Here is a 26,761-nt window from a genome sequence, read left to right as displayed (position 1 = left end):
GCGTGATGCTGCTGAGAGAACCCGAGATTTAAGCAGAAATTGTGGTTTGGGTTGTTCTCCGGGCCGCAAACAGTCGGACAGAACGAGCATAGAAACTAATCATTTGTTTTCAAAAGCTTGCGAACGGAAGGTGTCGTTGAGATGGCGGAGCTGTATTTACCCCTGGGAAACGGAACGAGCGCGCGTGAGCTTTCGGTCTCGTTGCGAACCGACGGACTTCAGTCGCGCTGGTACGCCACCTACACAGCGGCGCGACACGAAAAAACTGCGTTGCAGCACTTACAGAGTCGCGAAATAGAAACCTTTCTCCCCATTTATGACAGCGCGCGACGATGGGAAAACGGCAGGCGAGCTGTAGTTCAGATGCCGCTCTTTCCCAGCTACTTGTTCGTTCGTATTTCCACTTGTGAGCGGCAGAAAGTTTTGGAAGCGCCGGGGATTATCAGGATTGTCGGGTTCAACGGCCAATTAGCTCCGTTGCGCGACGATGAGATAGCAGCGCTCAGAGCCGCAGTCCAAGTACGCAAGTCGCAACCGCATCCATTTTTATCCGCCGGCAAGCGCGTGCGAGTCACGGCCGGCGCCTTACGCGGACTGGAAGGTGTAATCGTACGCAGCACTCGAGAGCTCAAGATGATCGTATCAATCGACAGCATCATGCGTTCGTTCTCTGTGGAACTGGAACCGAGTGACGTGGAGGCTTGCATTTCAACACTGGCGAAGAGAGCAGGATGACAGAAACAAGCCGCATACCTGCCTTTCGCAAGAAAGAGTGGCAAACCCTCTGACGATTGATTTCGCCGGATAATTTAGAAGTTCACCAGGTGACATGTTCCTTCAGCATTACGGCCTTCGCGAAGAACCGTTCGGAGTAACGCCCGATCCGCGCTACTTGTACCTCGGCGAGATGCATCGCGAGGCACTCGCTTCGCTCATCTACGGCGTTGAAAGCGGCCGCGGATTCCTGGCGTTGATCGCGCCGCCGGGGATGGGAAAAACGACGCTGCTGTTCCACCTGTTGGAGCGGTTCCAGCGATCTGCTCAGACTGCATTCCTCTTCCAGACGCAGTGCGACTCGCGTGAGTTCATGCGTTTTCTGATGGCGGAAGTGGGAATGGAGATTGCGGGCAAGGACATGGTCACGATGCACCAGGAGTTCAACAGCATGCTGGTGCGCGGGGCTTCTGCAGGCAAGCGTTTCATCGTCGTGATCGATGAGGCCCAGAACCTGGACGACAGTGTGCTCGAAACCGTGCGCCTGCTCTCTGATTTCGAGACCTCGCGCACCAAACTCTTGCAGATCGTCTTGGCCGGTCAGAATTCGCTGGCAAGCAAGCTCGCAACTCCTGCCCTGATGCAACTCCGGCAACGCCTGTCCATGGTCATCCACCTGGATGCGTTATCGCCGGAGGAGGCTGGCAAGTACATCGATCATCGACTTCAGGTTGCAGGCTATCGCGGCCCCGACCTGCTCACGCCGGAAGCCCGCGCGCTGCTGATCTCGCGTAGCGAAGGCGTTCCGCGGAACATCAACACTCTGTGCTTCAATGCTTTGTCGCTTGGATTCGCTCTCGACGCCAAGGTGATTGATGAGCGGATGGTGCGTGAAGTAGCGGACGATATCGCGCTGCGCGGAGCGCAACGAGCCACGCCCATCAACTGGGCTCCAATTGCCCGGCGCGGGCCAGGTAAAAGCTCTCGGGTAGAGCGTCACGGGGCCGACGGGGCCGCCAGCAGGAATCTGCGAAGAGCACCCGCAGTCGAGCCACTGCCTAGGGAGCAATCGCAATCGGCGGCGGCACCCCATGTGCAGCCGTTCCTGGCGGCGACTGCGCCGCAGCAGTTCGCGACGTATGTGCCCGCGCGTCCACCCGTTCACTCACCCGTCGCCTCTAGCGAACCCGCTCCGCATATAGCTCCGCCTCACGTTGAAAATGAGCCATCGAACGGCCTCCCAACGCATTTCGCAGCACACGCCAAAGGCTACCAGGCGAATACAGCGAAATGCTCCCCTCCCGAATCGCCTTTGGCGGTAGCCGATCCGGTTGGAGCGAACACCAAAATTGCAGACACTGAGACAGCGAACACCGCCAGAGCGAATGCTGACGCAGGCACCGAAGGCGCAGTTCACGAATTACCGAAGCCAATCCCGATTGACCGCCCTGCGAAGAATGCGGAGACTTCCTCGGACGCAATCGCCGACGCGCTTCGCAACAGTCCATATGTATGGGGCAGCGTCGCGGCAGAACATCGCACAGGGTCGCCCAGATTGGATTCGCGCTTCTCAACAAGCGGGTCAACAGCAAAGTTGAATCCTCGGGCGATAGCTTTGGGCACGCTTGCGTTTGCATTACTTGGCGGCGCAGTGGGCGTCTGGCGTCAATACACATCCTCGGCGCACGACGTTGCGGCGGCGAACGATGTTGCTGCGGTGCCCGCAAGCCCAGCGAATAGCGCCACAAGCATGGCATCCCCGGCGAAGGAAGTTGATCGAGACTCAGGGGAGAGCACGCAACGGAGTAGACCGGCGCCTGCGTTACGAATGTCGCGCGAAAAGCAAGTGACGCAACCTGCCGCGCCCCGAGTGCAATCGTCACGTCCGTCATCGTTCGAGCCGGAGGCAACGACCACGGTTCTGCGACGGGGTGCGACCGGCAATGGTTCCGCCACTGCACCGGCCTCGAACAGTTTTGTCTCACATAATGTGGCGGCAACTAACGCGGAGACGAGCACGAACCGAGACACGACTCGGCCCGCCCCTCCCCCTGCCTCGAACATACCGGTACCGGCAGCCCAACCCGGGCCTGCCAGTGCTGGAACGGTGCAGACGGGAGCCGGAGCGACGCCTGCCGCTTCTGCTCCTCCGCCCTCCGATGTGCAGTGGAACGACCCTTCGAACGCGACGCCCACCACGACTGAATTGGCGAGCGGAAGCGTTCCGTCTGCCGCCAGCGTTGGCGATCAGCGAGTATCTCAGATTAGCCAAGTTGAACTGCTGCACTCCACGACACCGGAATATCCCACCCTGGCGAGGCAGTTAAAGCTGGAAGGCATGGTGGTATTGAAGGCTGTCATTACGAAGAATGGCTCCGTGCAATTCATTGAACGTGTCAGCGGAAACCCGGTGCTGGCGGGCGCGGCGATAAAGGCTGTGCGCGAATGGCGTTATCGCCCAGCCTCGCTTAACGGCCAACCGATCGATGTGGATACCGAAATCGTGGTCAAGTTTGCGCTGCGTACAACGTCTTGAGTGCGAAGCGTACGTGCTGAACAAGGAAGGCTAGAGGGGAGCATGAGCAGGAATTTCGAACTTTTGCAACGAGTGGCCAGTCTACGCGGCAATGCTGCTGCTGGTATGAGGAGTGCTGCGGTTTCCCAAACTGCTGCGGACACTTTGATTGAATCAGCGGGGACGCCGGCCGCGCCTGTGCGCTCCTTTGGAACCGAAGTGCGACCCGAGATCAAGGAACTGGTGCACCGCCTCTTTCTTATACCAGGAGCAAGCGCGCCAAAAGCGGTCGTGCTTTGTGGCATCACTGCGACACTGGAAGCGAACTCGATTGCTCTGCTCGCAGCCGAGGCATTGTGCACGTTGGGACAACCATCGGTGTGTCTTATCGACGCAAAGGTGGCTTCGCCCACCTTTCACGAGGTGTTCGATCTGACGAACAAACACGGCCTGACAACTGCGCTCCTCAGCGACGCGCCGATACAGTCGTTCGGACGTCGTCTGCCAAATCTCAACCTGCTGGTCATCCCTTCAGGACCTGAAATCGCGGGCTGGGAGGCGCTGCTGAGTTCTGGGGCGATGGCCACGCGCATAGATGAATTGCTACAGCAGTTCACTCACGTTCTGATCGAGGCACCGTCCATCGGCGAGTCGCAAGTGGCCGTTGCGCTGGGACGGGCTGCCGACGGCGTCGTCCTCGTAGTTGAGGCAGACGAGACGCGTCGCGAACTTGCAATGAAAGCGAAGCAGGAACTTGAGCAATCGAATGTTCGCTTGCTCGGCGCAGTGTTGAACAATCGACGTTTTCCGATTCCACAACGTCTGTATTCGAGGCTCTAAGCGGGCGCTCGTCGTGGCAGTCCGCCCATTCTTCTCATCGACGCTCAGGAGTTCCGCAAATGTACAGCCTAAAAAGCTTCCGGCCCAGCACGCGAGCGCGCAGCTTACGGATCGCAGTTCTGGGCATGGGTCACGTAGGGCTACCCACCGCAGTCGGGTTCGCCGAACTTGGGTGGCACGTGATTGGCGCCGACAGCGACGTGAACAAGATCGAGTCGATGAAGTCGGGAGAGTGCCCTTTTTACGAGCCCGGCTTGCAGGATCTTCTTCGCAAGCACTTAGGCTCGGGACGCTTTGAGCTAACAACCCGAGTGGAGGATGCGATCTCTGCCGCTTCGGTCCTTTTCATCTGCGTCGGTACGCCGCAGGCTGAAGATGGCCGCGCAGACCTTAGAAACATCGAGGCGCTTGCGCGCACCATCGCCGGCAATCTGAACGGCTATAAGTTGATAGTGGAAAAGAGCACGGTGCCTGCGGTCACAGGCCACTGGATCCACAGAACCATAGAGCGGGAACTCGCTGCGCTCGCTCTCCACTCCAAGCAGGCGCACGACGGTAACGGCGACGGCTCACGCGATTACGATGCCGCGAAGATGACCGAGGCGTCCGGAAGCGAGCAGGAATCAAGTGGCAACCGTCCTGTGGCGACGCCAACTCCGGCATCGAACATCGCTCAATGGAACAAGCCTCGGTTCGAGGTGGCTTCCAACCCTGAATTTCTCCAGGAGGGCAAGGCGGTAACGAACTTCTTCCAGCCGGATCGCGTGGTCTGCGGAGTAACGTCTGAGCGCGCGCGCGATATCCTGGCCGAACTCTACAAGCCGCTTGACTGCCCGCTCGTGTTCACCGATCTGAATACGGCGGAGCTGATCAAGCACGCCGCGAATGCATTCCTGGCAACGAAGATTTCATTTATCAACCTTGTTGGGGACATTTGCGAGTCAGTCGGCGCAGACGTGAAGCAGGTAGCCAACGGTATCGGCTTCGATTCGCGCATTGGCAAACAGTTCCTCGAAGCCGGCATTGGATTTGGCGGATACTGCCTGCCAAAGGATCTTAGCGCCTTCATCCACCTTGCTGAAGAACACAACGTACAAGCCTCGCTTCTCCGGGAAGTGGGAGCAATTAATTCCAGCCGGGCGCAACGCCTGGTCAGCAAGCTTCGCGAAGCTCTATGGATTCTTCAGGGCAAGACCATCGCCGTGCTGGGGCTCTCATTCAAAGCAGGCACGGACGACATACGCGAATCGCCCAGTTTGAAGATCGTCGAGGCGCTCGCTCGCCATGGAGCAAACCTGCGCTTGTACGATCCGAAGGCGATGAACAATGCGCGGCAAGTGATACCGGAAGATCCGCAACGAATCGTTTACTGCACCGACGCCTATGACGCTGGTAACGGCGCTGACGCCGTGGCGGTACTCACCGACTGGGAAGAATTCCGCGAACTCGATCTCGCACGCTTTCGGCTGGTGATGAAAGTGCCGGTTCTGGTTGATGCGCGGAATATTTTCGATCCGGAGATCGCACGGCACTACGGTTATGAGTACGTCTGCATGGGGCGTGCGTCGGATCGGCGACGGCTGCGTGGCGAGAAATCTCCGCGCGCATCGAAGCCAGTCGATCGGACAAACAAACGCGCAAGGTTTACGCGGGCGGTGGGCGTCGTTGATCGAACGCTGCCAACGAACTTACGCGACGAGCCAGCATGAGATTTTGCTGAAAAGCTGAATTCGCTTGAGACCCGGAAATGTACGAACAACACAGAAGAGGTTTTGGAATGACGTACAACAGAGCGCTTGTAACGATCTTACTGGCCGTGGTGGCGACCCTGAGTTGCGCAGCGTGGGCCCAGGTTGCCGCCGGTCCGGGAACGACGCCGGCAACACCCAGCGCGGCCTCGACGGCGACGCCTGCCGATTCCACAGTCCAGCTGCAAGGCGCGCCAATTTCCGCAGCGCCCCAGGCTGCTGCCGCTTCAGCGCCCGACACGCCTGCGCAAGCGGCGCCCGGCGAAACCCAGTTTGCAGACCGGTACCCGCGCTACAAGGTACGCCCGGGCGATGCCATGGACATCACGTTCACGTTTTCTCCGGAGATGAACCAGACGGTCGCCGTGCAACCGGATGGCTTCATCAACCTTAAAGAGGTTGGAGACGTACGCGTGCAGGACCAGACCACTGCGGAAGTAAGAGAAACCGTACGCAAGGCCTACGCGAACACACTGCGCGATCCGGTCATCACGGTCGTCCTGAAGGACTTTACCAAGCCCTATTTCATAGCCGGTGGTCAGGTACTACACCCGGGAAAATACGAACTTCGTGACAGCACGACTGTCGCGGAGGCGGTCGCAGTCGCGGGCGGATTCACCTCGGCTTCAAAGCATTCGGAAGTATGGGTTTATCGACGTCTTCCCGGTGATCGCATGGAAGTGAAGCGGCTCAACATGAAGAAGATGTTAGCGAAGGGAGATCTCCACGAAGATGTGCGCCTGCAGAACGGAGACATGCTGTTCGTCCCGCAGAACACGTTCTCAAAGGTGAAGGATGTCATCGTCCCGCGCCCCACGGTCGCAATACGCCCGTAGCGTTCACCCTCCCCGAATACAGCAAAGGAGTTCAGCAGATGAAAAACGAGACCGGCATGGTGGTTTACAAACCTCAGCAATCCGCGCTAACACCGCGTGGATTTCTGATGGTTGTCTTCCGCCGGCACAAGCTGATTGCACTCTCTTTCGCAGGTCTTTTCATTGGCGTGCTACTGGCAATCATGGTTTTGCCGGAACAGTACCAGGCCGAGATGAGTTTGCTAATACAACGCGAGCGCCTGGACCCGGTGGTGTCATCAGCTACCAGAGCCACGCCAGACGTACAGGCACAGATGGCAAAACTATCGGAGGAGGACGTCAACTCCGAAGTCGATCTGATGCAGAGCGAGGACGTTTTGCGCAAAGTCGTGCTCACCTGTGGACTGGAGAACGGGTTGTCGTGGTACCGCAAATTGTTGCCGGGACGAGCAAAGTACTTTATGTGGCCAGACCACGACACGCGTACTGGATACGCCGTCAAAACACTCGAGGACAAGCTCGACGTACAGCCGCCGAACCAGTCGAACCTGGTCAAAATAACGTACACGAACAGTAGTCCAGAAATGGCGTCGCAGGTGCTGCAAACCTTGGCTGCCGTATACATGCAGAAGCACGTGGAAGTCCACCGCCCTTCGGACGCCTACAAGTTCTTCCAGAACGCGGTGGACCAGTACCGCAAGGACCTGACGGATGCCCAGGCGCGCCTTGTCCTGTTTGGAAAGAATGAACACGTGGTCGCGGCGGAACAAGAGAAGACGAATTCTTTGCAGAGAATGGCGGAGTTCGACGCCAGCTTGCAGACGACGCGGGCGGCGATATCGGAGACACAGCACCGCATCAGCGAGTTGGAGGCACTAGCGAAGACAACGCCGCCACGCAGAACGACTTCGGTCACAACGTCTGCAACCCTGCTGGAGGAACTCAGGTCCACGCTGTTCAACCTGAACATGAAGCGAACGGACCTGCTTAACAAGTACGACCCCAAGTATCGGCTTGTTACGGACGTGGATAAGCAAATCGCCGAAACGCAGGCTGCAATTGCCAAAGCCGAGAGCGCACCCACAGTTGAGCAGACGACGGACGGCGACCCGACCTACGACTGGTTAAGTTCGGAGCTGGCTAAAGCACGCTCGGAGCTGGCAGGACTGCGCGCCCGTGCCGCGGAAACAGAACGCATCGTTGGTGCTTACCGGCAGAAAGGACAGCATCTTGATGAGAAAGGGTTCCAGCAGCAGGATCTCGTTCGAGCGTCCAAGGTCGCCGAAGAAAACTACATGAATGCCGTGCGGCGGCAGGAAGAAGCGCGCATGTCCGAGGAATTGGACCGGAGTCGCATCGTGAATGTTGCGATGGCGGGAACGCCTAACATCCCTCTCATTCCTAACACAAGCCCGCTTACCAAAGCCGCGATCGGGCTATTTGTGGCGATGATGTTGAGCATGGGAATCGCTTTCGTCGTGGATCACCTGGATTCCTCGTTCCACACGCCTGATGAAATGGAAGACTATCTCGCATTGCCGGTTCTTGCCGCCGTCCCGAAATCGGCGGAGCTGACAGGTGTCGATCGGCGAGCAAGCTAGTGATTGGGCGTGCGCTTTTAAGAAGTGAAAAATTCTTGGGCCGAAGAGCAGCAGAAGAAGAAAGCGGAAAGACGATATGTTCTCGGTCGCACTGATAGGCCCGGACGGTTCGGGAAAAACCACGATAGCGCACCGTTTGGAGAATTCCTTCCCCACCCGGTTGAAGTACTTGTACATGGGCGTAAATCCGGACGCAAGCAATGTCACATTGCCAACGACGCGAATCGCCCAGGCGCTGAAACGCCTGCTGAAGGTGCAAGCTGAAGATGCGGCGCAAAAGTTGCCTTCAAAGGGACGATCGCGGGGGCGGCTGTGGTCCACTCTGCGTTTGTTGAATCGCTTCGCAGAGGAGACATACAGGTGCGCGCTCTCCTGGGTTTACCAGAAACGGGGCCACATTGTCGTTTACGACCGCTATTACAAGTTCGATTTCGCCTGTGAAGCGGTTGATCTCTCCGCGTTACCGCTGAGCGAACGCTTGCACCGGATGTGGCTCGCCAAGCTGTACCCATATCCGGACTTGATCATCTTTTTGGAGGCACCGCCCGAAGTGCTTTTCGCCCGGAAACGGGAAGGAACCCTGGAATGGCTCACCGAGAGACAACAGGCCATTCTTCGCGAAGGGAAGGCGCTTTCGAACTTTGTCCGTGTCGACGCAGCGCGTCCCCTTGAGGATGTCTATCTCGAAGTGAAGCAACATGTCATGGGGTTCCGCCCTTCTGGCCTCGTCGCACCTCACTCGCCGGAAGCACCTCACACCCGGCAGTAGCAAGTATTCGAGATTCGCAACGGAAACCACTTGAAAGAGCGCACGGTGTACGACCGCCCCACGAACTCGCCTGCGTCCAGCGTCTTCGTCACGGATGGCGACAACAGGTCGACGTTGGCGGTTGTGCGCTCGCTTGGGCAAGCCGGCATCACCGTAACGGTAGGCTCGCCGGGTGCTCGGAGCCTGGCCGGAAGCTCGCGATGGGCTTCTGCCGAGGTTTCTTATCCATCCCCGCTGACGCATCCGAGCGAGTTTCGTTCGTTCATGCGGGAACACATCGGGCGGCACCCATACTCAATCCTGTTGCCTATGACCGATGTGACGGTGCAGTTGTTGAGTACGGATGCGGATTTTCTTTCTCAACGAGTTTTGCTGCCGTTACCCGGCACAGACCAGGTCCGGCGGGTGCAGGACAAAGCTTTCGTGCTCTCGGAAGCCCGGCAGCTCGGCATCGGCATCCCGCAGACGTACTGGGTGAGCGGGGCTGCCGAATTGGAGGCCTTGTCAGGCCGCGTCCAGTACCCTGTCGTTGTTAAGCCGCGCTTGTCCTGGCTGCTGCGGGATGGGGAGTGGGGCCGCGGTGGGGTCGAGTACGCGCACAATGCTGAGGAATTGTTCGCCACGTACTCGCGGTGTCATGCACAAATTCCGTTGCCGCTTATACAGGAGCACCTGGAGGGTGAGGGCCGGGGCGTCTTCGTTCTGCTTTGGCGTGGCGAATTAAAGGCCGCGTTCTGTCATCGCCGGATTCGTGAAAAGCCGCCTTCAGGGGGGGTGAGCGTTTACTCCGAAAGCGTCCCACCGAATGACGAACTGATCGAGAAGAGCGTTTCGCTGTTGCGCCGCCTCGGCTGGGAAGGGCCAGCGATGGTGGAATTCAAAATCGACGCAAAGACAGGCGAGCCAAAGTTGATGGAGATCAACGGGCGTTTTTGGGGATCGCTGCAACTCGCCATTGAAGCCGGAGTGAACTTCCCAGTTTTGCTGTATCGACTCGCCGCTGGGGAAGAGGTTCAACCGCAAATGGAGTACAGCGTGGGGACGAAGAATCGCTGGCTGCTTGGCGACCTGCAGCGCCTGATCATGGCGATGAAAGAAGACGGCAGCCATACCCTGGCCGCCAAGCTCAGGATGTGTCTCGAGTTCTTTCCTGTGTACGAGCGCCATGGGCATTTGGAAGACGTGCAAATGGCCGATATGGGCCCATTCTTTTTCGAGTGCCGCTCTGCGGTGAGAAGCATGTTTTCGCGGCTTCATCTCGAAAACAACAAAGACGGAGGCTCCACATCAGGCCTGGCTTCCATGGATGACAGTGCCGCTTCCCTTATTTCCTTGAACCCAAAGAGATAGAAGCAATTCGGCGCGAAGCAAGGAGGCCGTGATTTCGACTACTAGCAGAAGCACAGCACCAGGTCAGCACGATGCGGTTCGGAAGCAGATTCGCGGCTCAGGGCTGCTGCTAGCCGGACGCATTCTTTCAACTGGCATCGTGTTTCTTGCCCAGGTGCTTATCGTCCGGCAACTTTCAACGGCAGACTACGGAGCCTTTGCGTATGCCCTTGCGATCGTCAACGCGTGCCAGGCGTTCAGCACTCTGGGGCTGCACAAATCGATTTCGCGCTTTGTGCCCATCTACCAGGAGCAGCGGGACAAAGACAGGATTGCCGGGACGATCGCTCTTTCCATAGGCGTCATCGGAGTCACGCTGCTGTTAATAGGCGTCCTGCTTTTGGCCCTGCCGGATCGAGTGCTCCACTCGCTGGATCATGGCCAGCAGGCGGTCACGATCATCAGCATCCTCATCTTCCTGGTTCCGATTGAAGCATTCAACGAGGTGCTGATCAGCCTTTTCGCAAGCTTTGGACGGCCGCGAGAGATTTTTTTTCGGAGCCACGTTGTCGGACCCGTTCTGCGGCTGACGGCAGTGCTGGCCTTGATGGTGCTACATGCCGGAGCAGTTTTCCTCGCGATCGGATACCTCGTAGCCAGCCTGCTCGGAGTTCTGCTCTATACAGTCGTATTGGCTCGCTACATTGCTGAACGCGGGCTGTTCGAAGGCGTCCGCCTCAGCACAATTAAGGTTCCTGCCCGGGAGATGTTTTCATTTGCAGTTCCGATCCTCACGTCAGAGTTCGTGACCGGTAGCATGATGAGCGCTGTCGCGGTGCTGCTGCTGGGGCACTACCACGGCCTGACCCAGGTGGCGATCTACCGCGTTGCAGTTCCCGCCGCACGAGTGAACCTGACAGTTATGGCCAGCTTCTCCCTGCTGTATACGCCTCTCGCCGCAAGATTGTTCGCGAAAGCAGACTACGAAGGGCTCAACCAGTTGTACTGGCGTACAACCGCCTGGATCACGGTTCTGACGTTCCCGATTTTTGTCGTAACCTTCTCTCTTTCGAAACCGCTGACCGACTTGCTCTACGGTTCGCGCTACGATGCTTCAGCCAATATCCTGGCGCTGCTTTCGCTGGGCTCCTACTTCAACGTCGCGCTGGGGTTTAACACGTTGACATTGCGCGTATTCGGAAAACTGCGCTCGATTATCGTCGTCAACATTACCGGCGCAATCGCAAACCTGGTGTTGAGTTTCGCGCTCATACCACGCTACGGCGCGATGGGTGCGGCCGTGGCAACAACGTTAAGCATGATACTGCTCAACGTCATCACTCAATTCGCTCTCCGTACCGCACCCGGATTCCGCATGTTGAATATGCAATACGCTCCCGTCTACCTGTTCGTGACGGGTGGGTCGCTCGGATTGCTTGCTCTCCAGGCCTTCGCCTCGCCGAATCGGTATATTGCAGCAGCGCTGGCCGTCGTGATCTGTGCGGCTGTATTTGCCTTCTGCAAAGGCCACCTAAGACTGGTTGAGAGCTTTCCTGAATTGATGAGAATTCCAGTACTGCGCGCCATCTTCGCCTGACTTCACCATGCCTGATCTGTTCACCGTATCTGGAAGGTTTAGGCAGACACTTTCTGCCTCCCCCAAGCACTGCCTGAAAGCTGATCAAAAGTAACCGCCCCGGCCCAAATTCCCTATCTAGGAGTTCTAATGCCGCCGACCCGTGTAATGACCCAGCCATCAACGTGTGGAATGGACCCAAACATCACCGAGGGTCGTCAATACGTACACATATTGACCTCCACGGCAGCCAAGCTGGACCCGAAAGAGATTGATCATATTGCTGAGGTTCTGTTCGAAGCCTACCGTGACGAAAAGTCGGTTTTCATTGTTGGCAATGGAGGCAGCGCGGCGCTCGCCTCGCACTTCGCGTGCGACCTTGGGAAGGGCGTGACTTTCAATAACGGCAAAAAGAGAATGCGCGCACTATCGTTGACCGACAACGTTCCGCTCATGACGGCTTGGGCCAACGATGTCGGTTACGAGTGGGTCTTCGCGGAGCAGCTGCGAAACTTCGTCGCTCCCGGCGATGTCGTCTTTGCTATTTCGGGCAGTGGGAATTCCGCCAACGTGCTACATGCGCTGCAAGCTGCCAAAGCTGCCGGAGCGAAGACAATCGGAATTACCGGGTTTAAGGGCGGCAAGATGAAAGCCCTCTGCGATGCGTGCCTCGTCGTTCCCTCGGACAACATGCAGATCATCGAAGATCTACATACCGTCACAGCACATGCGTTGTCGACGATTCTCTACAACATGGTGGCCGATGCGCAGGCCGCAACGTCGGTCAGGCTGGCCGAAGCCGCGTAGGCTTGCATGTCTACGGCCAAAGTACAACCCGACTCTGGCGTTTCGAATGCGGTAGCTGCGAGCCCCGCGCTGCGCTCGGCTGTGAAGAGAGGCATCGACGTGACGTTCGCAGCCCTTCTGCTGGTGTGCCTTTCCCCGCTACTTGCAGCGTTGGCACTGCTCGTGAAACTGCAGGACGGCGGAGCCGTGATTTATCGCCGGCGAGTAGTCGGAACGAGAGGTGAATTCGATGCATTCAAGTTCCGCACCATGAGGCCGGATGCGGACCGCTGGCTGGCCGCACGCCCCGAATTGATGAGGGAGTTCGAGCGCAATTTCAAGTTGGCCGATGATCCACGCGTGACCTTCGCCGGTGCCCTGATGCGCAAGTTCAGCCTCGACGAATTGCCGCAGCTCTTCAACGTCGTTCGCGGTGAGATGAGTCTCGTGGGCCCGCGCATGATCACGGCGGCCGAACTGGAGAAATACGGCGCGAACCGCGATCTGCTGCTTACGGTCAGGCCCGGGCTGACCGGCTATTGGCAGGTGAACGGCCGGCAGAGCGTCTCTTACGAAGACCGTGTCCAGATGGACGTGTTCTACATACGCCACTGGTCGATAGCGATGGACTTCGCAATTATCGCGAAGACGCCATTCGCGATCCTGGTTGGGAAAGGTGCGTACTGATGTCGAACATACTTGTAACCGGAGGAGCAGGGTACGTTGGTTCCGTCTGCTGTGAAGAGCTGTTGCGGCGCGGTCACAGCGTGAGCGTGGTGGACAATTTCTCAACCGGCTACATTGACGCCGTACCCAAAGGGGTCAGGTTCTACGAGACCAACATCAATGATCGCCGCGCGATTGGCGGACTGCTGCGCGAGCAACAGTTCGACTCGGTTTTCCATTTCGCTGCGAAAGCACTTATCCCGGAGTCCATCCGAAATCCTGCAGCATTCTTTGAAAACAATCTGGTCGCAAGCATTGCGTTCGCAGAAGAATTGCGCAATGCCGGTATTCGGCGGTTTGTCTTCTCATCCACAGCCGCGGTTTATGGCAATCCGATCGAAGTGCCGATAACCGAAGACCATCCCAAGGAACCGGTGAACTCATACGGCGAAAGCAAATTGGCCTTCGAGCGCGTGCTGCGCTGGTATGCCTCCGCATATGGCTGGAGCGTGGTTGCGTTCCGTTACTTCAACGCTTGCGGCGCCACGCCAACGTCGGGCGAGCGCCACGATCCGGAGACGCACATCATTCCCCTGCTGCTTCAGACGGCTGCGGGTGCACGTGAGCGATTCGAAATCTACGGTGGCGATTACGCCACCCACGACGGCACTTGCGTGCGCGACTACGTTCACGTCGTCGATATCGCAGCCGCTCATCTGCTCGCGCTAAAGAAAATGGACGTTCCGGGCTTCCATGCCTACAACATCGGCAACGGAACGCCTTTCTCCGTACGCGAGGTGATTAGGGCAGTTGAGCAGGTCACAGGTAAAACGCTGCCCGTCGTGATGGCCTCGCGGCGTCCGGGCGATCCGGCGGTTCTTGTCGCCAGCCACGCAAAGCTCGCGGCCGAACTGGGGTGGAAACCACAATATTCTGGCCTTGACGAAATCGTTCGCAGCGCCTGGTCGTGGATGTTGGGACAGGGACACGGTAAACCCGCCGAACAAACCAGGACAGCTGCTTAATCGGAATTTGCGGGAAGCGCACCACGAAATTGCGCGCTGCTCCACAGGGAACAGATGAAGCGAGCAAGCAGGACGAGACTCGAATCCGCGATTATGCTGGCCGATATCGGCGGTGTGGTACTGGCATTGTTGATCGCCATCAACTTACACCCCAGCACCGCTATCCACAGTTGGGCGCGGTTGCTGCGGGAAGCGTTGCCGTTGCTCTTCGGCACCATCCTGGTGTGGCTGGCCGTGTCAGACCGGTTGGCGCTCAATCAAGTCCAGCGAGGATTCGCAGACCTGCTGTCCAGGGCTGTCGTCGCAAGTAGCATTCTGAGCATGGGCGTCGCGGCGCTGGCGTTCATTACCAAAGTTCCCTTTTCAAGACTGGCGATTGGCATCTTTGTCGTCGCGTTCTTCTTGATGGCGCTAACCAGTCGCCTTCTCTTGCGGGCGCTGATGCTGCGAGAAGGCAGCGTTGGCCGGAGAAAGTACGTCGCGATTATTGGCGGCGGTCCAATCGCGCGCGAACTCGCCGAGAAGATCGAAGAGAATCCGGCGTGTGAGTTGGTCGGGTGTCTCGTGCCGGAATCGCAGGAGAGTGGAGTACCAATCGCCGATAACGCTTTGAGGGAGACGGTGTCTACGCTGAGTGTTGCCAAACACCTGGCACTCAAGAACGTCGAGCAGGTTTACATTGTGTTGCCGAACAGCGGCGACTCGGAGGTACAGAAACTCGTTGCCGAGTGCAGGAACGCGAGCATCGAGGTGGCATTCGTACCGCACGCGTATGAACTCTATGTCTCCCGCGCCATCACGCACGACATTGGCGGCATTCCGCTCATCTCTTTCGAGCGGTACACATCATCGCCGCACTCCCGTGTGATCAAGACGCTCGCGGATTCTTTTACCGCAGCGGTTCTGCTGGTCATCACCGCACCCGTGCTGGTCGTTTCAGCGGTTGTACTGCGCCTGAAGCATGGCAAGGCATTGCGTCGCGAACTGCGGTGCGGCGAAGCGGGACGCACGTTCGGCATGTATCGCTTCAGCGTGGACCGCTACAGTGCCGAGTTGGACCGCTTCGAACAGTTCTTAGTCAGAACGTCCATTTCGGAACTCCCGCAGATATTCAATGTCCTTCGCGGCGACATGAGTATCGTCGGGCCGCGCCCAGAGCCCCCCGATCGAGTGAGACATTACTCCGAGTGGGAAAAACAGCGATTGCTATACATACCAGGGATCACCGGATTTGCGCAGGTACGTGGCTTGCGCGAGCAACATTCTTCCGACGCCAAGACTCGTTACGATTTGCAGTACCCGCTTTCGTGGTCGCCATTGCTGGATTTGACCATACTCGTACAGACTGCCCTGACCGTCGCTGGCCGGGCTTACAACGAAACTCAGTCCGCGATGGAAACTAAACGCCGGCATTCAGAAACGTTAAGGCCGCAGACCGTGAACGCCGTAAAAACGTTCACCCCGGAGATTGTCAATGCTGATCGTTCGCAGCCCAGTGCGGATTAGCTTCGCCGGCGGTGGAACCGATATGCCGGTTTATTACGAAAAATACGATGGAGCTGTGATCAGCACCGCCATCAACAAGTATTTCTACACGGTTTTGCAGAAGCGTACGGACGGTCAGGTGCAGGTGATTTCTTCCGACCTGCGCGTGATGGAAACTTGGGAAGACATCGCAAAAACAGACGTGGCGAGCAGTTCGCTTGCAATACCGCTAGCCGCGGTGAAGGAACTTGGATTTCCCGGGCTTTCGTTTGACATGTTCATGTCGTCTGAGATTCCACCCGGTACGGGCCTGGGCTCCTCTGCCAGCGTTTGCGTCAACGTGCTGAGGGCGCTATCGTCTTACCTGCACGTATCAATGTCGCGCTATGAGCTTGCCGAGCGCGCGTACCACATCGCGCGCGACGTTCTGAAAAAGCCGGTCGGCAAGCAGGATGAGTACGCGGCGGCGTTCGGCGGATTGAATCACATTCAATTCTGTCGAGATGGAAATACGAAGGTGGATCCGCTGGAACTCGATCGCGATATCGTTGCCGCGCTGGAGGCGAACCTGCTGCTCTTCTTCACTGGCGCCTCCCATGACTCGTGGCGAATCCTGAAGCATCAGGAGATATCGGTTTCTGCTGACACAGGACAGGCAGTTGAGCATCTGCATCGCATACGGGAGCTCGTGGACCGGGTGGCTACCGTACTGCGGCGTGGAGATCTGTACAGCTTTGGCAAGTTACTGGACGAAGGGTGGCACACGAAACGCGCAATCTCGCAGCACGTCTCCACGTCGCGCATCGACGACCTGTATCGGCTCGCGCAGACAAACGGCGCGATAGGCGGCAAGATTACGGGCGCCGGCGGCGGAGGCTTCCTCTTGCTGTATTGTCCCCGCGACAAGCAGAAGGCAGTGCGGGAAGCGTTCGCGCGTGAAGGCATCCGCGACATGGGATTCAGGTTCGATTTTCAGGGCGCGCACACCGTCGTCAACGATCCGTTCATCGACGCGGACGAGCGGTGCGGCACGCGCTGGATCTTTTACAAAACCGGTCGCACACAAGCCTCCGCATCAGGAGCTTTGTCCTCCTGAGCGAGAGCAGTCTGTCCATTACTGACACTCTGTCCTCCTGCGAGGGCGCAAGCCCGAGTCGAAGCATCCCTTTTACCAGCTCCATGCAGTCCAATAACTGCGCCGCCGACTGTGCGACTTCGTCGCTGCGCAAACAGCTGTTTACGACATTGTTTCCATCGAGATCTAGATGAAAGCTTTTCTCCTTGCGGCAGGAAATGGCACACGCTTGCGCCCGCTCACCAACACAATTCCAAAGTGCCTCGTGCCAATCCGCGGAGTGCCGATGCTGGGCATCTGGCTGAACTGGTGCCGGAATTACGGGATTGACGAGGTGCTCGTCAATGTCCATGCACATCCGGACGCCGTTCGCAGTTACTTGGCCGACACTGAAAATTCTGGCGTGCGTGTCACCGTGTCCCACGAGCCCGAATTACTTGGCAGTGCAGGCACGCTCCGGCGTAATCGCGAATTCGTGAAAGACGAGGCAGAGTTCGCGGTGCTATACGCGGACGTCCTCACGAATGCTGACTTTACGCAGATGGCAGGCTTCCACCGCAGGCTGCGATCGCCTGCCACAATTGGCGTATATCACGTTCCCGAGCCGCGGCAGTGCGGCATCATTGCAACTGACGAGAACGGCGTCGTAACAGAATTTGTTGAAAAGCCAGTTCGGCCGAAGAGCGATCTCGCATTCTCGGGGCTCATGATCGCCGATACATCCGTGCTCGAAGAAGTTCCCGACAAGCTGCCCGCTGATATCGGATTCGACCTCTTGCCGCGACTCGTCGCGCGCATGTTCGCGTTCACCATAACGGATTACTTAGTGGACATTGGAACGATGGAGAAGTATGAGCGTGCTCAAAGCGAGTGGCCCGGACTGCGTGGCGCGAAGGAGTATCCGGCATGTTTAAGGGCATGATCTTCGATATGGATGGCGTCATCGTTGACAGTCATCCAAGCCACTTGCGCGCCTGGAAACGATTGTTCGCCTGTTTGGGCAAGCCTTTAAGCGACAGCGGATTTGAGTACATCCTCGACGGCCACACTCGCGAAGAGATCCTCCGGCATTACCTGGGCGACATGTCCGCAGAAAGACTTGAGGAATACGGCAATCGAAAAGACAAGCTCTTCCGCGAGGAAGCCGCCGGGCTACTGCCAGTTCCGGGCGTGCTTGCCTTCCTTGACTCGATTGAGCAGGCTGGAATCAGGAAGGCGGTTGCTACCTCGGCAAAGCGCCAGCGCGCTGATTTCATTCTGGGGCACTTTGGCATATCACGGCGCTTCGAGACAATCGTTGCAGCGGACGACGTTGCGGAAGGCAAAAGTAGTTCGCGCGCGTTTCTCCTCGCCGGCGAACGACTCAGTCTTAGCCCTCGTGAGCTGCTGGTCGCGGAAGATGCAGTGTCTGGCGTGAAAGCGGCTAAGGCCGCATCAATGCGCTGCCTGGGCGTTAGCTTGAACGGTCATCGGCGGCAACTCCTTGGGGCGGGTGCAGACAAAGTCGTTTCCGACTTCTGTTCTGTTTCCGTCCCGGAATTATCTTCATTGTTTTGATCTTCATCGTTTGAAACTTTGTTTTTGGATCTCCTCTGGAAGCCACTATCGCCAGCCCGACCATGCGAATCCTTCTGATCACTCAAGCGTTTCACCCCGAGATGGGTGCGTTGCCAAGCCGCATGTACCCGTTTGCGCAGGAACTCACGCGTGCGGGGCACTCAGTATTCGTCGCCACGGGCATGCCGAACTACCCGAAAGGCATCGCCTTCGAGGGCTACAAGAACAAGTTATTCATGCGCGAGGAAATTGATGGGTACACGGTGCTTCGCACGGCTTCTTATTACGTGCCGCGAAACATCTCGCGTTGGCGCCAGTTGCTCAGTTACCTCAGCTTCATCCCCGCGGCGTTTGTGGGCGGTGTGCGCGCCGGCAAAGTGGACGTTGTGTTCGTAACTTCTCCGCCCATATTTCCCGCAATTGCGGCCATTGCTCTCGCCAAGTTGCGCGGGGCAAAACTCGTGTTCGACATTCGCGACCTGTGGCCGGATGAGATCGCCGCATGCGGCGGCGCAAAGGATGGATCGCTGCCGATCCGGTTCATCAGCCGGGTGGAACGCTTTATCTACCGCTGTTCCGATTGCGTTTGCTGCACCACTCCGTCATTCGTAAGCACTGTGATAGAACGAGGTGTAAGCAGCAGCAAGGCGGTTTACCTGCCAAACGGCGCGGATCTGCAACTGTTCCGGCCCTCGCAGTCCGGTGAGAATCATTCACGCCCTGAGCACCTGCGTGGAAAGTTCGTAGTTCTCTTCTCAGGAATCTTGGGAATTAAGCAGGGTTTGGACACGCTGCTGTCCGCAGCCAAGCTTGTCGAAAAAGAAAAGGACATTGTCTTCTTGCTCGTTGGAGGCGGCTCCCGCGAGCGCGACGTGGCGGAGCGCGTTCAGACGCTTGGATTGAAAAATGTGATTCTCGCCGGGGAGCAGAAGTTCAAAGATGTTCCGCGCATGATTCAACTTGCCGATCTGTGTGTGTCGCTGTTGCTGCCGGAGCCCTACCTGCAAAAGATTATTTCCGTGAAGCTGTTCGAATATATGGCGAGCGGCAAGCCAATCGTGGGAGCCCATGCTGGAGAGAGCGCGCGAGTGATTCGAGAATCCGGCTGTGGCATGGTGGTCCCACCCGGCAACGCAGAGGCTCTTGCCGAAGGCATTCGAGTGATGCGGGACACTCCGGAACTATGCGCAGAATGTGGCGAGCGCGGCCTTCAGTGGGTTGAGCAACACCATTCGCGGCGCCGTATTGCCCAGCGGCTTGAAAGAATTCTGACAGGACTCGTGACGCAAGGTGTCGTCGTCGACGAGACAGCGAGCGACTCCGCAAGGCTCGCGGAAGCGCAAGCGGCGGACGCACACCATGCCCGCGCACAGGATGCTGCCGCATAGATCAATTCAGTTATTGCCCGACCATGCGACTCAATCGAAACGCAGCATGAAAGCAAACATCGAATGGTAAGCCGGTTCAGCAGCCAAGTAACCACATCGCAAGTGGATTTCGATGTTCACGGCATCGTGTGTCTGCGCCTCATCGACGCACTGCCGCAGGACGTGAGCGCTGTCACGCGGCAGATCGGCCCACTCCAAACCTCGGCGCTCGATCGCGAACCCGACATTGTCATCCGTTACGTGGATGAAATTCCAATCAAGGATCTCTGCCATGTGACATATCAGGGCAGCGGCTACACGCCAGATGGTTTCTTCATCCTGCGCAGCGGCAGGCGGGCGACGCGAGTCCGCATCGATTTCAGCCAGATTGGCGGGCGCTGCAAGATTCTGTGCCAGCGAGGACTTGGCCCTGTGCCGATGCTGATCGGCATTGTCACCATGACGGCCCTCAGCAAAGGCTTCGTCCCGCTGCATGGGTCGGCATTCGTTCACGATGGAACCGGAGTGATCGTAACCGGGTGGTCAAAAGGCGGGAAGACGGAAGCGCTACTTTCATTCAGCAACCACGGCGCACGCTACGTTGGCGACGAATGGATCCTGTTAAGCAGCGACGGCCGCAACGTTTACGGGGTGCCTGAGAACATACGACTTTGGGAGTGGCATCTTCAAAATCTCCCCCATCTGCTGGAGCGCGTTTCTCGAGAGGATCGCTGGCTTTTTCGAGCAATCCATTCCCTTGAGTGGCTGTCGTCACATGCGCTGCAGCGGAGATTCCCGTGGACAGCGCTGCACAACGCGATGCCCGCGTTGAAGCGGCAGCTTAATGTCGTCTTACCCGCACAAGTCATCTTCGGCGAGCAAACTGGCCCATTCTCAGCCGAACCGCGAAAGCTCTTCTTTATGGTCAGCCACGAGTCTCAGCACATCGAGGTGGAGCCGGCAGACCCTGTTGCGATCGCGAGGCGAATGTCTTCGTCAGTCCGCTACGAACAACTCGTGCTGATGTCGGCATACCTGGAATTCAAGTTCGCGTTTCCTGAAAAGAGAAACGAGTTTCTGGAGAATGCACACGAACTCGAACATGACTTGTTGTGTCGTGCGCTCGCGGGCAAGGAAGCGTACACGGTTAAGCATCCATACCCGGTACGGTTTGATGAGTTGTATCGCGCCATGATCCCCTGCCTGGCATCAAGCACGGTCAAGTCGTATTCCGCCTATTAGGAAGACAAAAATCAACTGGCGAGCGAGGTCGCTAGTCGAAACAGATCCGCGGCTGCGGGCAGAGAGTTCGTGCGCCATGCCCGGCTTTTCAGCGGGAGATAAACAGAAGTGAAATCAACCACGGAAGCACTCAAAACATTCGCGGCTCCTCTGCTTCTATTCACTTTCGTCGGCATAGCGGGGGCGATTGTGCTGCAGCGAAGTTTGCTATTGGCGCTCGCTGCAATCGTTCTGGCGGGAGTCGTAGGCTTGATGCTGCGACAACCAGAGTGGGGAACGGCTCTCATCCTGTTCGCGATATATTCCAATGTGGCTGTCGCGGTAATGCGATTCGTGGCCACTGGCGGAGCGCCGGTCTATGTCGGCGGCCTCGATAACGGCGGCATGGCGAACGTGGACGCTGGGATGCGCGCCGCATTGCTGGCGTCGGTTGGGCTTGCTCTGGTTGTGCCGGTCTATCAGTACGTGTGGGTGCGCCGCCAGCAGTTGGTGTTTGATCGTACGCTCGCGCTGATCTGGTTTTTCCTCTGCTCACTGATGCTCTCGGCAGTGTTCTGCCGTGACCCCATGCTCTCGCTATGGAAGATTTTCCGCTTCGTCAGTGAAGGGCTAATACTGTACTTCCTCGTAATCAACGTAGTACGCGACGGCCAAACGCTGCGCCGGGCGATGTGGACGCTGGTGATTGCTGCGAGCCTGATGGGTGGCTTGTCTGTCTTCCAGGAAGCCAGCGGCACCCAAGACAATACGTACTGGGGGATGGCACAGAGAGGCGGCGTCTTCGTTACCAATTCGAGCGGAGACCAGGTTGTCACGCGAACACGCGCAGCAGGTCCGATCGGAGAACAGAATCGATATGCGCAGGTCCTGCTTGTCGTGGTGCCGTTCGCGGCATTCTTCTTCCGGCACGGAGTCACACGCATGCAGCGGATATTCGCGCTTCTCGGCGGTGGCTTGATTTTCGGCGGGATCGTGCTGACATTCTCACGGGGCGCGTTCATCGCCCTGGTCCTGCTCATGTTTGGGATGGGGACGGCACGGCTGGTGAAGTGGTCCCACATCACCGTTCTTATCCTGATTGCGTCTGCGTACGTTGTAATCCAGGAACCTGACTACGTCGCGCGGCTGAGTTCATTGGGACACCTTGACAGCCTTGTGAAATCAGAGGGTAGGCCGACAGCCGACGAGTCCTCTGCAAGCCGCCTGGCCGGAAATATCGCGAGTTGGAATGTTTTCCTGGACCATCCTTTGCTAGGTGTGGGACGCGGCATTTATGCAGACTATTACGCAACGCACGCCGTCAATCAGCTCGGCTATCGGCAGGTGAGGGACTATCCGAGTCACAACCTATACCTCAATATGGCGGCTGAGAGCGGCATTCTCGGACTCGGCTTGTTCATGGCCATCATCATCCTTATCGCGATGCAACTGCGCAGGCTCGCCAAGCTGCGAGCTCCGACCGATACGGAAATGTCAGACCTGGCAACTTGCTTCCTGCTTGCCATCGGAGCGTATCTGCTTTCAGGAATGTTCATACATCTTGCGTACGAGCGATACTTCTGGCTTCAACTGGCGCTCAGCAGTGTGGCGATCCGGGTCATTGCCGAGGAGATGCCTTTTGCGGAGCCGCGTATTCTCACACTTCGGCGACCGCGAGGGATTCAGCCCCAGCCCGCCACTTCGTTTCGAGGAGGGCGGCAATAGCAAGCTCCGCAGGGTGACTGCGCACCTCGAGTGGGTGAAACGTTCTGTTCTGTATTTGAAGGAATCGGATATTTCGAGTGTTGTTCGCGGGGTGAAACTTGCTGCGTGTTCTGACTTACCATCGCATTGTCGATTCAAACAGCCTGTCAATCGTGACCAATGTGAGCGCACCTCCGGCAGCGTTCCGGGAGCAAGTGCGTTACCTGGCTGAAAACTACAACGTCGTTTCGATGGACGACGTATTGAACGCGGCGCAGACGGGCGTTGAGCTTCCCGATCGCGCTGTTCTGCTCACGTTTGACGATGCTTACCGCGACTTCGGCGAAGTGGCGTGGCCGATACTGAAGACATACGGACTTCCCGTCACGCTATTCGTCCCGACTGCCTATCCCGGCGATTCGAGCCGAGTGTTCTGGTGGGATCGGATCAAGGCCTCAATCATGCTGACGCCTAAAACCGAAACGCAGGTTGCGGGCCGTGAATTTCGATTCCGATCACAGCTTGAAAGATACAGAGCCTACATCACGATTCTGCATTGCATTGAAGACATGCCTAACGAGGAAGCAATGCAGGTAGTCGCACAGCTCAGCCAAAGCCTCGGCGAATTCCACGCTCGTGCTCCGCTGGTTCTGAGTTGGCCCGAATTGCGTCGCTTGGCGAATGAAGGTGTCACGCTCGGTGCTCACACCCGAACGCACCCGATCATGACCAGGATTTCCGCCGAGCGGACTCGAGAGGAAGCTGCTGGCTCCCTGAAAGACTTGCAGCGAGAGATTGGAAGGGTTACTCCCGTATTTGCCTATCCTGCCGGCAGGCACGATGATCACGCAGTGCGAATCCTTCGAGAAGAGGGTTTCGTCCTGGGATTCACCACCATGGACGGCCACAACGATCTTGCGTCTGCCGACCCCCTGCGGTTGCGCCGTACGAACATTACGCCGAGAACATCTATGCCGATCTTTCGGCTGCGATTGTTGCCTGCTTTCGCGCATTTAGACGCATTGCGCCATCGATACGCGCCACGCTTTTTTGCGGCTTGATTCAGCTCCGCAGGAGCTGTCGCCAAAAAAAACCGGCCCAAGCCAGTCACGCCAGCTTGGGCCCGGAATCAGAGCTAATGAGCGCTCTTCTGGACTAGCTTCAACTGCCTTGGATTACGAGTTGTGGCTTGTTTGTACTGCTCTCCCTGGAATAGAACTTTGTGTACGTAGAGGCTGACGAGGGCTGATCCACGGCAATGCTGACGAGGCTCATGCCTGCCGCCTTTTGCGTCTTGAGATAGTTCGTCAGGTCGATCTCGTACCAACGATAGGCTGTGCCCGAGACGGTGACGCTGCCGAGCCTGGAACCGCGACCAGGTCTGTTATTCCAGGTAGTTCCGCTTTCAGACCAGCTTGTGCTCGCTACTGCATAAGCTGCGGTAGTGATCGTGGCAGTTGCGCCGGTCTGGGCATAGATTCTGAATTTGGCCGAGTTGACGCTATTAACGGAGCTCAGGTTGAACCGGAGATAGATATCCCGGTCATTGCTGCTTTCAGTGGTGTTGCGGGCGTACAAGGCTGATGAGCGAGTCCCGTAACTGGTGTTTGCATATGAGCCGTTGCGAACATATGTATCCGCAACCGGAGTAAGCGTGAAAGTCTTTGTCGTCGGCGACGTTCCCGTCGATGTTCCCGACACGGTCACGCTGATGGGGGCCGAGACACCGACGTTCCCTGCGGCATCGTAAGCTTTCGTTTGAAGCGTATGCGTCCCGCTGCTCACGCCTGACGTATTCCAGGTCATGCTGCCCGCAGAGGTTCGAGTCGCAAACGGCGTCGAGGAACCGTCGGCGAAATATTCCAACCGGGTGACTCCCTGGTTGTCACTGGCAGTCGCCGTAACAGTGACTGTTCCCGAGACCGTTGCCCCGTTAGTGGGGGAGGTGATGCTGGTGGTCGGGGGCGTCGAATCCGGAACCGAAGGCTCGCTCGTGCCACCAGCAGTCTTCCGGAGAATGAAAGCGCCAAACTCAGGAGCTGTGTGTGTGTTGGTCAAATGGGTCACAGTCCCAACCAGCTGAGAGACTGTCGTCAGATTCATCGGCAAAGTCACGTTTGGCGAAGCATCGTAGTAGACGCCCTTCGCAATTGGTGCTCCATAGTAATTCTGGGCATCCATGATTTCGAACGCGGTGCCTTCGGCCAGACCGGCATCCGCCAGGTTCACGCTCACGGAGCTCTTCAGATCCCAGTTGTAAACGACGATGTTGGCGCGCTCACCTGGCTCATAAATGTTTTTCCTTACGACAGCTTTCACTCCAGTCGGACGGCTGGCACTGTATGAACCGGCTGCATCGACAGACGTTGCGGACCTCCAGCTGGCGAAGGAGTACGAGTGCGTGGAAGAATTGATGAATTTGAATGGCGCGCTATTACCGCGGTAATACTTGTTGTTGTCCCACTGGACAGAGTTAGGCGTGAATTGTCTGATCCACTGCGTGACGCTCCCGCTTCCATTGCCAACGCTGGTGTTGCCCGAGACCTGGAGATTTTTCCAGTTCTGCACCTTGAAGGCGCCAACAGCAGTTGAGCCTGACACGAAGTAGTTGTCACGGATAACCGCGTCTTCACACTGGATGCCGCTGTTCTGAACGCATCCGAACTCGGCGTTATAGGGATTGGTGCTGCTGGGAGTGCGGTATGTGAAATTGTTGATGAACTTGAGCCGCTTAATCGGCTTGCCTACAACTGAAGAATTCACAATGAAATTGCCGTGCTCGTGTACGCCGCTCACACGCGCGCCATTGTCGAACGAGATATTGCCTTCTATGTCGTAGCCATCAATGTACGAATCTGACCATTCCGTATAGACCTTCATGCCAGCATAGAAATTGCGAAAACCGATGTTATCGCGCACATAGTTGACTGCATTGGCATCCGGGACGCGCTTCCAGAGGTTCAGGTACATCGCGTCGCCGCGCTGGTCGACACTACTGTCGTAGATTCCGTTGCCCCACATTAGCGAACCATAAATCTCGAAATTGTTGGCGCCACCGGCTATGCCGGCGCGTCCGACATCGTGAACAATCATATTGATGATCTTCACGCCGTAGGTGGACGTTCCAATCAATATGCCGCGAGGGCGTTCGGTATCGATGTTGGAGACGGCCCGCTTCGTGCTCTTGTTAGTAACTTCGAAGCCCCACAACCGGGTGTAGCTTCCGTTCACCCTGAGAGCTCCGTTTACCGTTGCGCGCTCTCCGCGATACTGCCGGATGGTGACGGGTGCGGATGGTCCGCTGCCCTTGACGCTGATGTTGTAAACAAGCGATCCGCCGCTGCCGTAGGTTCCGCCACGAAGCCAGATCGTGTCACCTGGTTTTACGACCGCGGTCTTCTGCAGTCCAGACGTGATGTCCCACGGACTATTGATCGAGCCGGTGCCGCCCGAGCTGCCGTTCGGGGCTATGTAGTAGTCGGTTGCTTGAGCGGGGTGGGCGACAAGAAGTCCGAGCGCCACAAAACACGCAGTAGCAATGATTTTTGAACAAGTTTTCCGAAAAGTTGAAACAGCTCCCATGTTGGCTCCTGGTAAATGCAATTGCGCCGTGGGGAATCCATGACGTGGTGTTATCCAGGAGTGACTCTAGTTGCGCTCAGGGATGAGAACTATTGGGGAAACGGCTGTGCTTGACTGATTAGAAACACCTAGAGACGGAATACTTCGTATGTGCAACAAAACATTGGGGCAATGGTAAGTTGAAGGTGGGGATAGGCACTTACTCAGTAATGGAAGCTTTCGGTTAGCCGAGAGCGGTTCCAGCGAAAATTCCTAGTAAGTATCGTACGCATGGTCATCGTATCTACGTTCTTTCCCGTGTTGTTCGCTAAGTTAAAAACCCTCAGTAAATTCTCCGCAGGTGACTCAGAATGCCCGGTTTAACGTGTTGTTCTACTCCTCTTGCC

Annotated in this window: 21 protein-coding genes; 20 read left to right on the top strand and 1 reads right to left on the bottom strand. The window is 57.2% G+C overall.

Annotation, left to right across the window (positions count from 1 at the left end; genetic code table 11):
- Positions 1–141 precede the first annotated feature (141 nt).
- From VN622_14065 to VN622_13970, 20 genes are all read left to right on the top strand, one after another.
- On the top strand, positions 142–735 hold the full coding sequence (locus tag VN622_14065; GenBank protein HWR36983.1) for a UpxY family transcription antiterminator: 594 nt from the start codon (positions 142–144) through the stop codon (positions 733–735).
- 94 nt (positions 736–829) lie between these two features.
- Complete coding sequence (locus tag VN622_14060) at positions 830–3,250, top strand: TonB family protein (protein ID HWR36982.1); 2,421 nt, start codon at positions 830–832, stop codon at positions 3,248–3,250.
- A gap of 198 nt (positions 3,251–3,448) precedes the next feature.
- Positions 3,449–4,069: a cellulose synthase operon protein YhjQ/BcsQ gene (locus VN622_14055; GenBank protein ID HWR36981.1), complete on the top strand. Its 621-nt coding sequence runs from the start codon at positions 3,449–3,451 to the stop codon at positions 4,067–4,069.
- A 59-nt stretch (positions 4,070–4,128) separates the two neighbouring features.
- Entirely contained in the window at positions 4,129–5,778 is a 1,650-nt protein-coding gene (locus VN622_14050) for a UDP-glucose/GDP-mannose dehydrogenase family protein (GenBank protein HWR36980.1), read from the top strand.
- A gap of 68 nt (positions 5,779–5,846) precedes the next feature.
- Positions 5,847–6,653: a polysaccharide biosynthesis/export family protein gene (locus VN622_14045; GenBank protein ID HWR36979.1), complete on the top strand. Its 807-nt coding sequence runs from the start codon at positions 5,847–5,849 to the stop codon at positions 6,651–6,653.
- A 38-nt stretch (positions 6,654–6,691) separates the two neighbouring features.
- On the top strand, positions 6,692–8,233 hold the full coding sequence (locus tag VN622_14040) for a hypothetical protein (protein ID HWR36978.1): 1,542 nt from the start codon (positions 6,692–6,694) through the stop codon (positions 8,231–8,233).
- A 76-nt stretch (positions 8,234–8,309) separates the two neighbouring features.
- Positions 8,310–9,002 (top strand): hypothetical protein, encoded by a 693-nt coding sequence (locus tag VN622_14035; GenBank protein ID HWR36977.1) that lies wholly within the window; start codon positions 8,310–8,312, stop codon positions 9,000–9,002.
- Between the two features lie 30 nt (positions 9,003–9,032).
- On the top strand, positions 9,033–10,352 hold the full coding sequence (locus VN622_14030; GenBank protein ID HWR36976.1) for an ATP-grasp domain-containing protein: 1,320 nt from the start codon (positions 9,033–9,035) through the stop codon (positions 10,350–10,352).
- Between the two features lie 28 nt (positions 10,353–10,380).
- Positions 10,381–11,928 (top strand): flippase, encoded by a 1,548-nt coding sequence (locus tag VN622_14025; GenBank protein ID HWR36975.1) that lies wholly within the window; start codon positions 10,381–10,383, stop codon positions 11,926–11,928.
- A 129-nt stretch (positions 11,929–12,057) separates the two neighbouring features.
- Positions 12,058–12,714, top strand: a complete 657-nt coding sequence (locus tag VN622_14020) for an SIS domain-containing protein (protein ID HWR36974.1) — start codon at positions 12,058–12,060, stop codon at positions 12,712–12,714.
- 6 nt (positions 12,715–12,720) lie between these two features.
- On the top strand, positions 12,721–13,380 hold the full coding sequence (locus tag VN622_14015; protein HWR36973.1) for a sugar transferase: 660 nt from the start codon (positions 12,721–12,723) through the stop codon (positions 13,378–13,380).
- Positions 13,380–14,384 carry a UDP-glucose 4-epimerase GalE gene (galE, locus tag VN622_14010; protein HWR36972.1) on the top strand — a complete coding sequence of 335 codons (1,005 nt, stop codon included), beginning with the start codon at positions 13,380–13,382 and terminating at the stop codon, positions 14,382–14,384. Before VN622_14015 ends, galE begins: the two co-directional genes overlap by 1 nt.
- Positions 14,385–14,438: 54 nt before the next feature.
- On the top strand, positions 14,439–15,890 hold the full coding sequence (locus VN622_14005; GenBank protein HWR36971.1) for a sugar transferase: 1,452 nt from the start codon (positions 14,439–14,441) through the stop codon (positions 15,888–15,890).
- A complete protein-coding gene (locus tag VN622_14000) occupies positions 15,859–16,965 on the top strand; it encodes a GHMP kinase (protein ID HWR36970.1) in 1,107 nt (368 codons plus the stop codon). Before VN622_14005 ends, VN622_14000 begins: the two co-directional genes overlap by 32 nt.
- Positions 16,966–17,134: 169 nt before the next feature.
- Positions 17,135–17,866, top strand: coding sequence for a nucleotidyltransferase family protein (locus VN622_13995; protein HWR36969.1), 732 nt, complete (start codon positions 17,135–17,137; stop codon positions 17,864–17,866).
- Positions 17,851–18,501 (top strand): HAD-IA family hydrolase, encoded by a 651-nt coding sequence (locus tag VN622_13990; protein ID HWR36968.1) that lies wholly within the window; start codon positions 17,851–17,853, stop codon positions 18,499–18,501. The genes VN622_13995 and VN622_13990 overlap by 16 nt, the downstream gene beginning before the upstream one ends.
- 62 nt (positions 18,502–18,563) lie before the next feature.
- Positions 18,564–19,889 (top strand): glycosyltransferase family 4 protein, encoded by a 1,326-nt coding sequence (locus VN622_13985; protein ID HWR36967.1) that lies wholly within the window; start codon positions 18,564–18,566, stop codon positions 19,887–19,889.
- A gap of 63 nt (positions 19,890–19,952) precedes the next feature.
- Positions 19,953–21,110, top strand: a complete 1,158-nt coding sequence (locus VN622_13980; GenBank protein ID HWR36966.1) for a hypothetical protein — start codon at positions 19,953–19,955, stop codon at positions 21,108–21,110.
- A 108-nt stretch (positions 21,111–21,218) separates the two neighbouring features.
- Positions 21,219–22,814 carry an O-antigen ligase family protein gene (locus VN622_13975; GenBank protein HWR36965.1) on the top strand — a complete coding sequence of 532 codons (1,596 nt, stop codon included), beginning with the start codon at positions 21,219–21,221 and terminating at the stop codon, positions 22,812–22,814.
- A gap of 98 nt (positions 22,815–22,912) precedes the next feature.
- Positions 22,913–23,854 (top strand): polysaccharide deacetylase family protein, encoded by a 942-nt coding sequence (locus VN622_13970; protein ID HWR36964.1) that lies wholly within the window; start codon positions 22,913–22,915, stop codon positions 23,852–23,854.
- A 100-nt stretch (positions 23,855–23,954) separates the two neighbouring features.
- Here the strand turns inward: VN622_13970 and VN622_13965 are convergent, their stop codons facing one another.
- Complete coding sequence (locus tag VN622_13965; protein HWR36963.1) at positions 23,955–26,315, bottom strand: DNRLRE domain-containing protein; 2,361 nt, start codon at positions 26,313–26,315, stop codon at positions 23,955–23,957.
- Between the last annotated feature and the right edge of the window lie 446 nt (positions 26,316–26,761).

The organism is Clostridia bacterium (assembly GCA_035561135.1).
In the GTDB taxonomy this organism is placed as follows: Bacteria; Acidobacteriota; Terriglobia; order Terriglobales; family Acidobacteriaceae; genus DATMYA01.
This window is presented reverse-complemented; position numbering and strand designations above follow the sequence as displayed.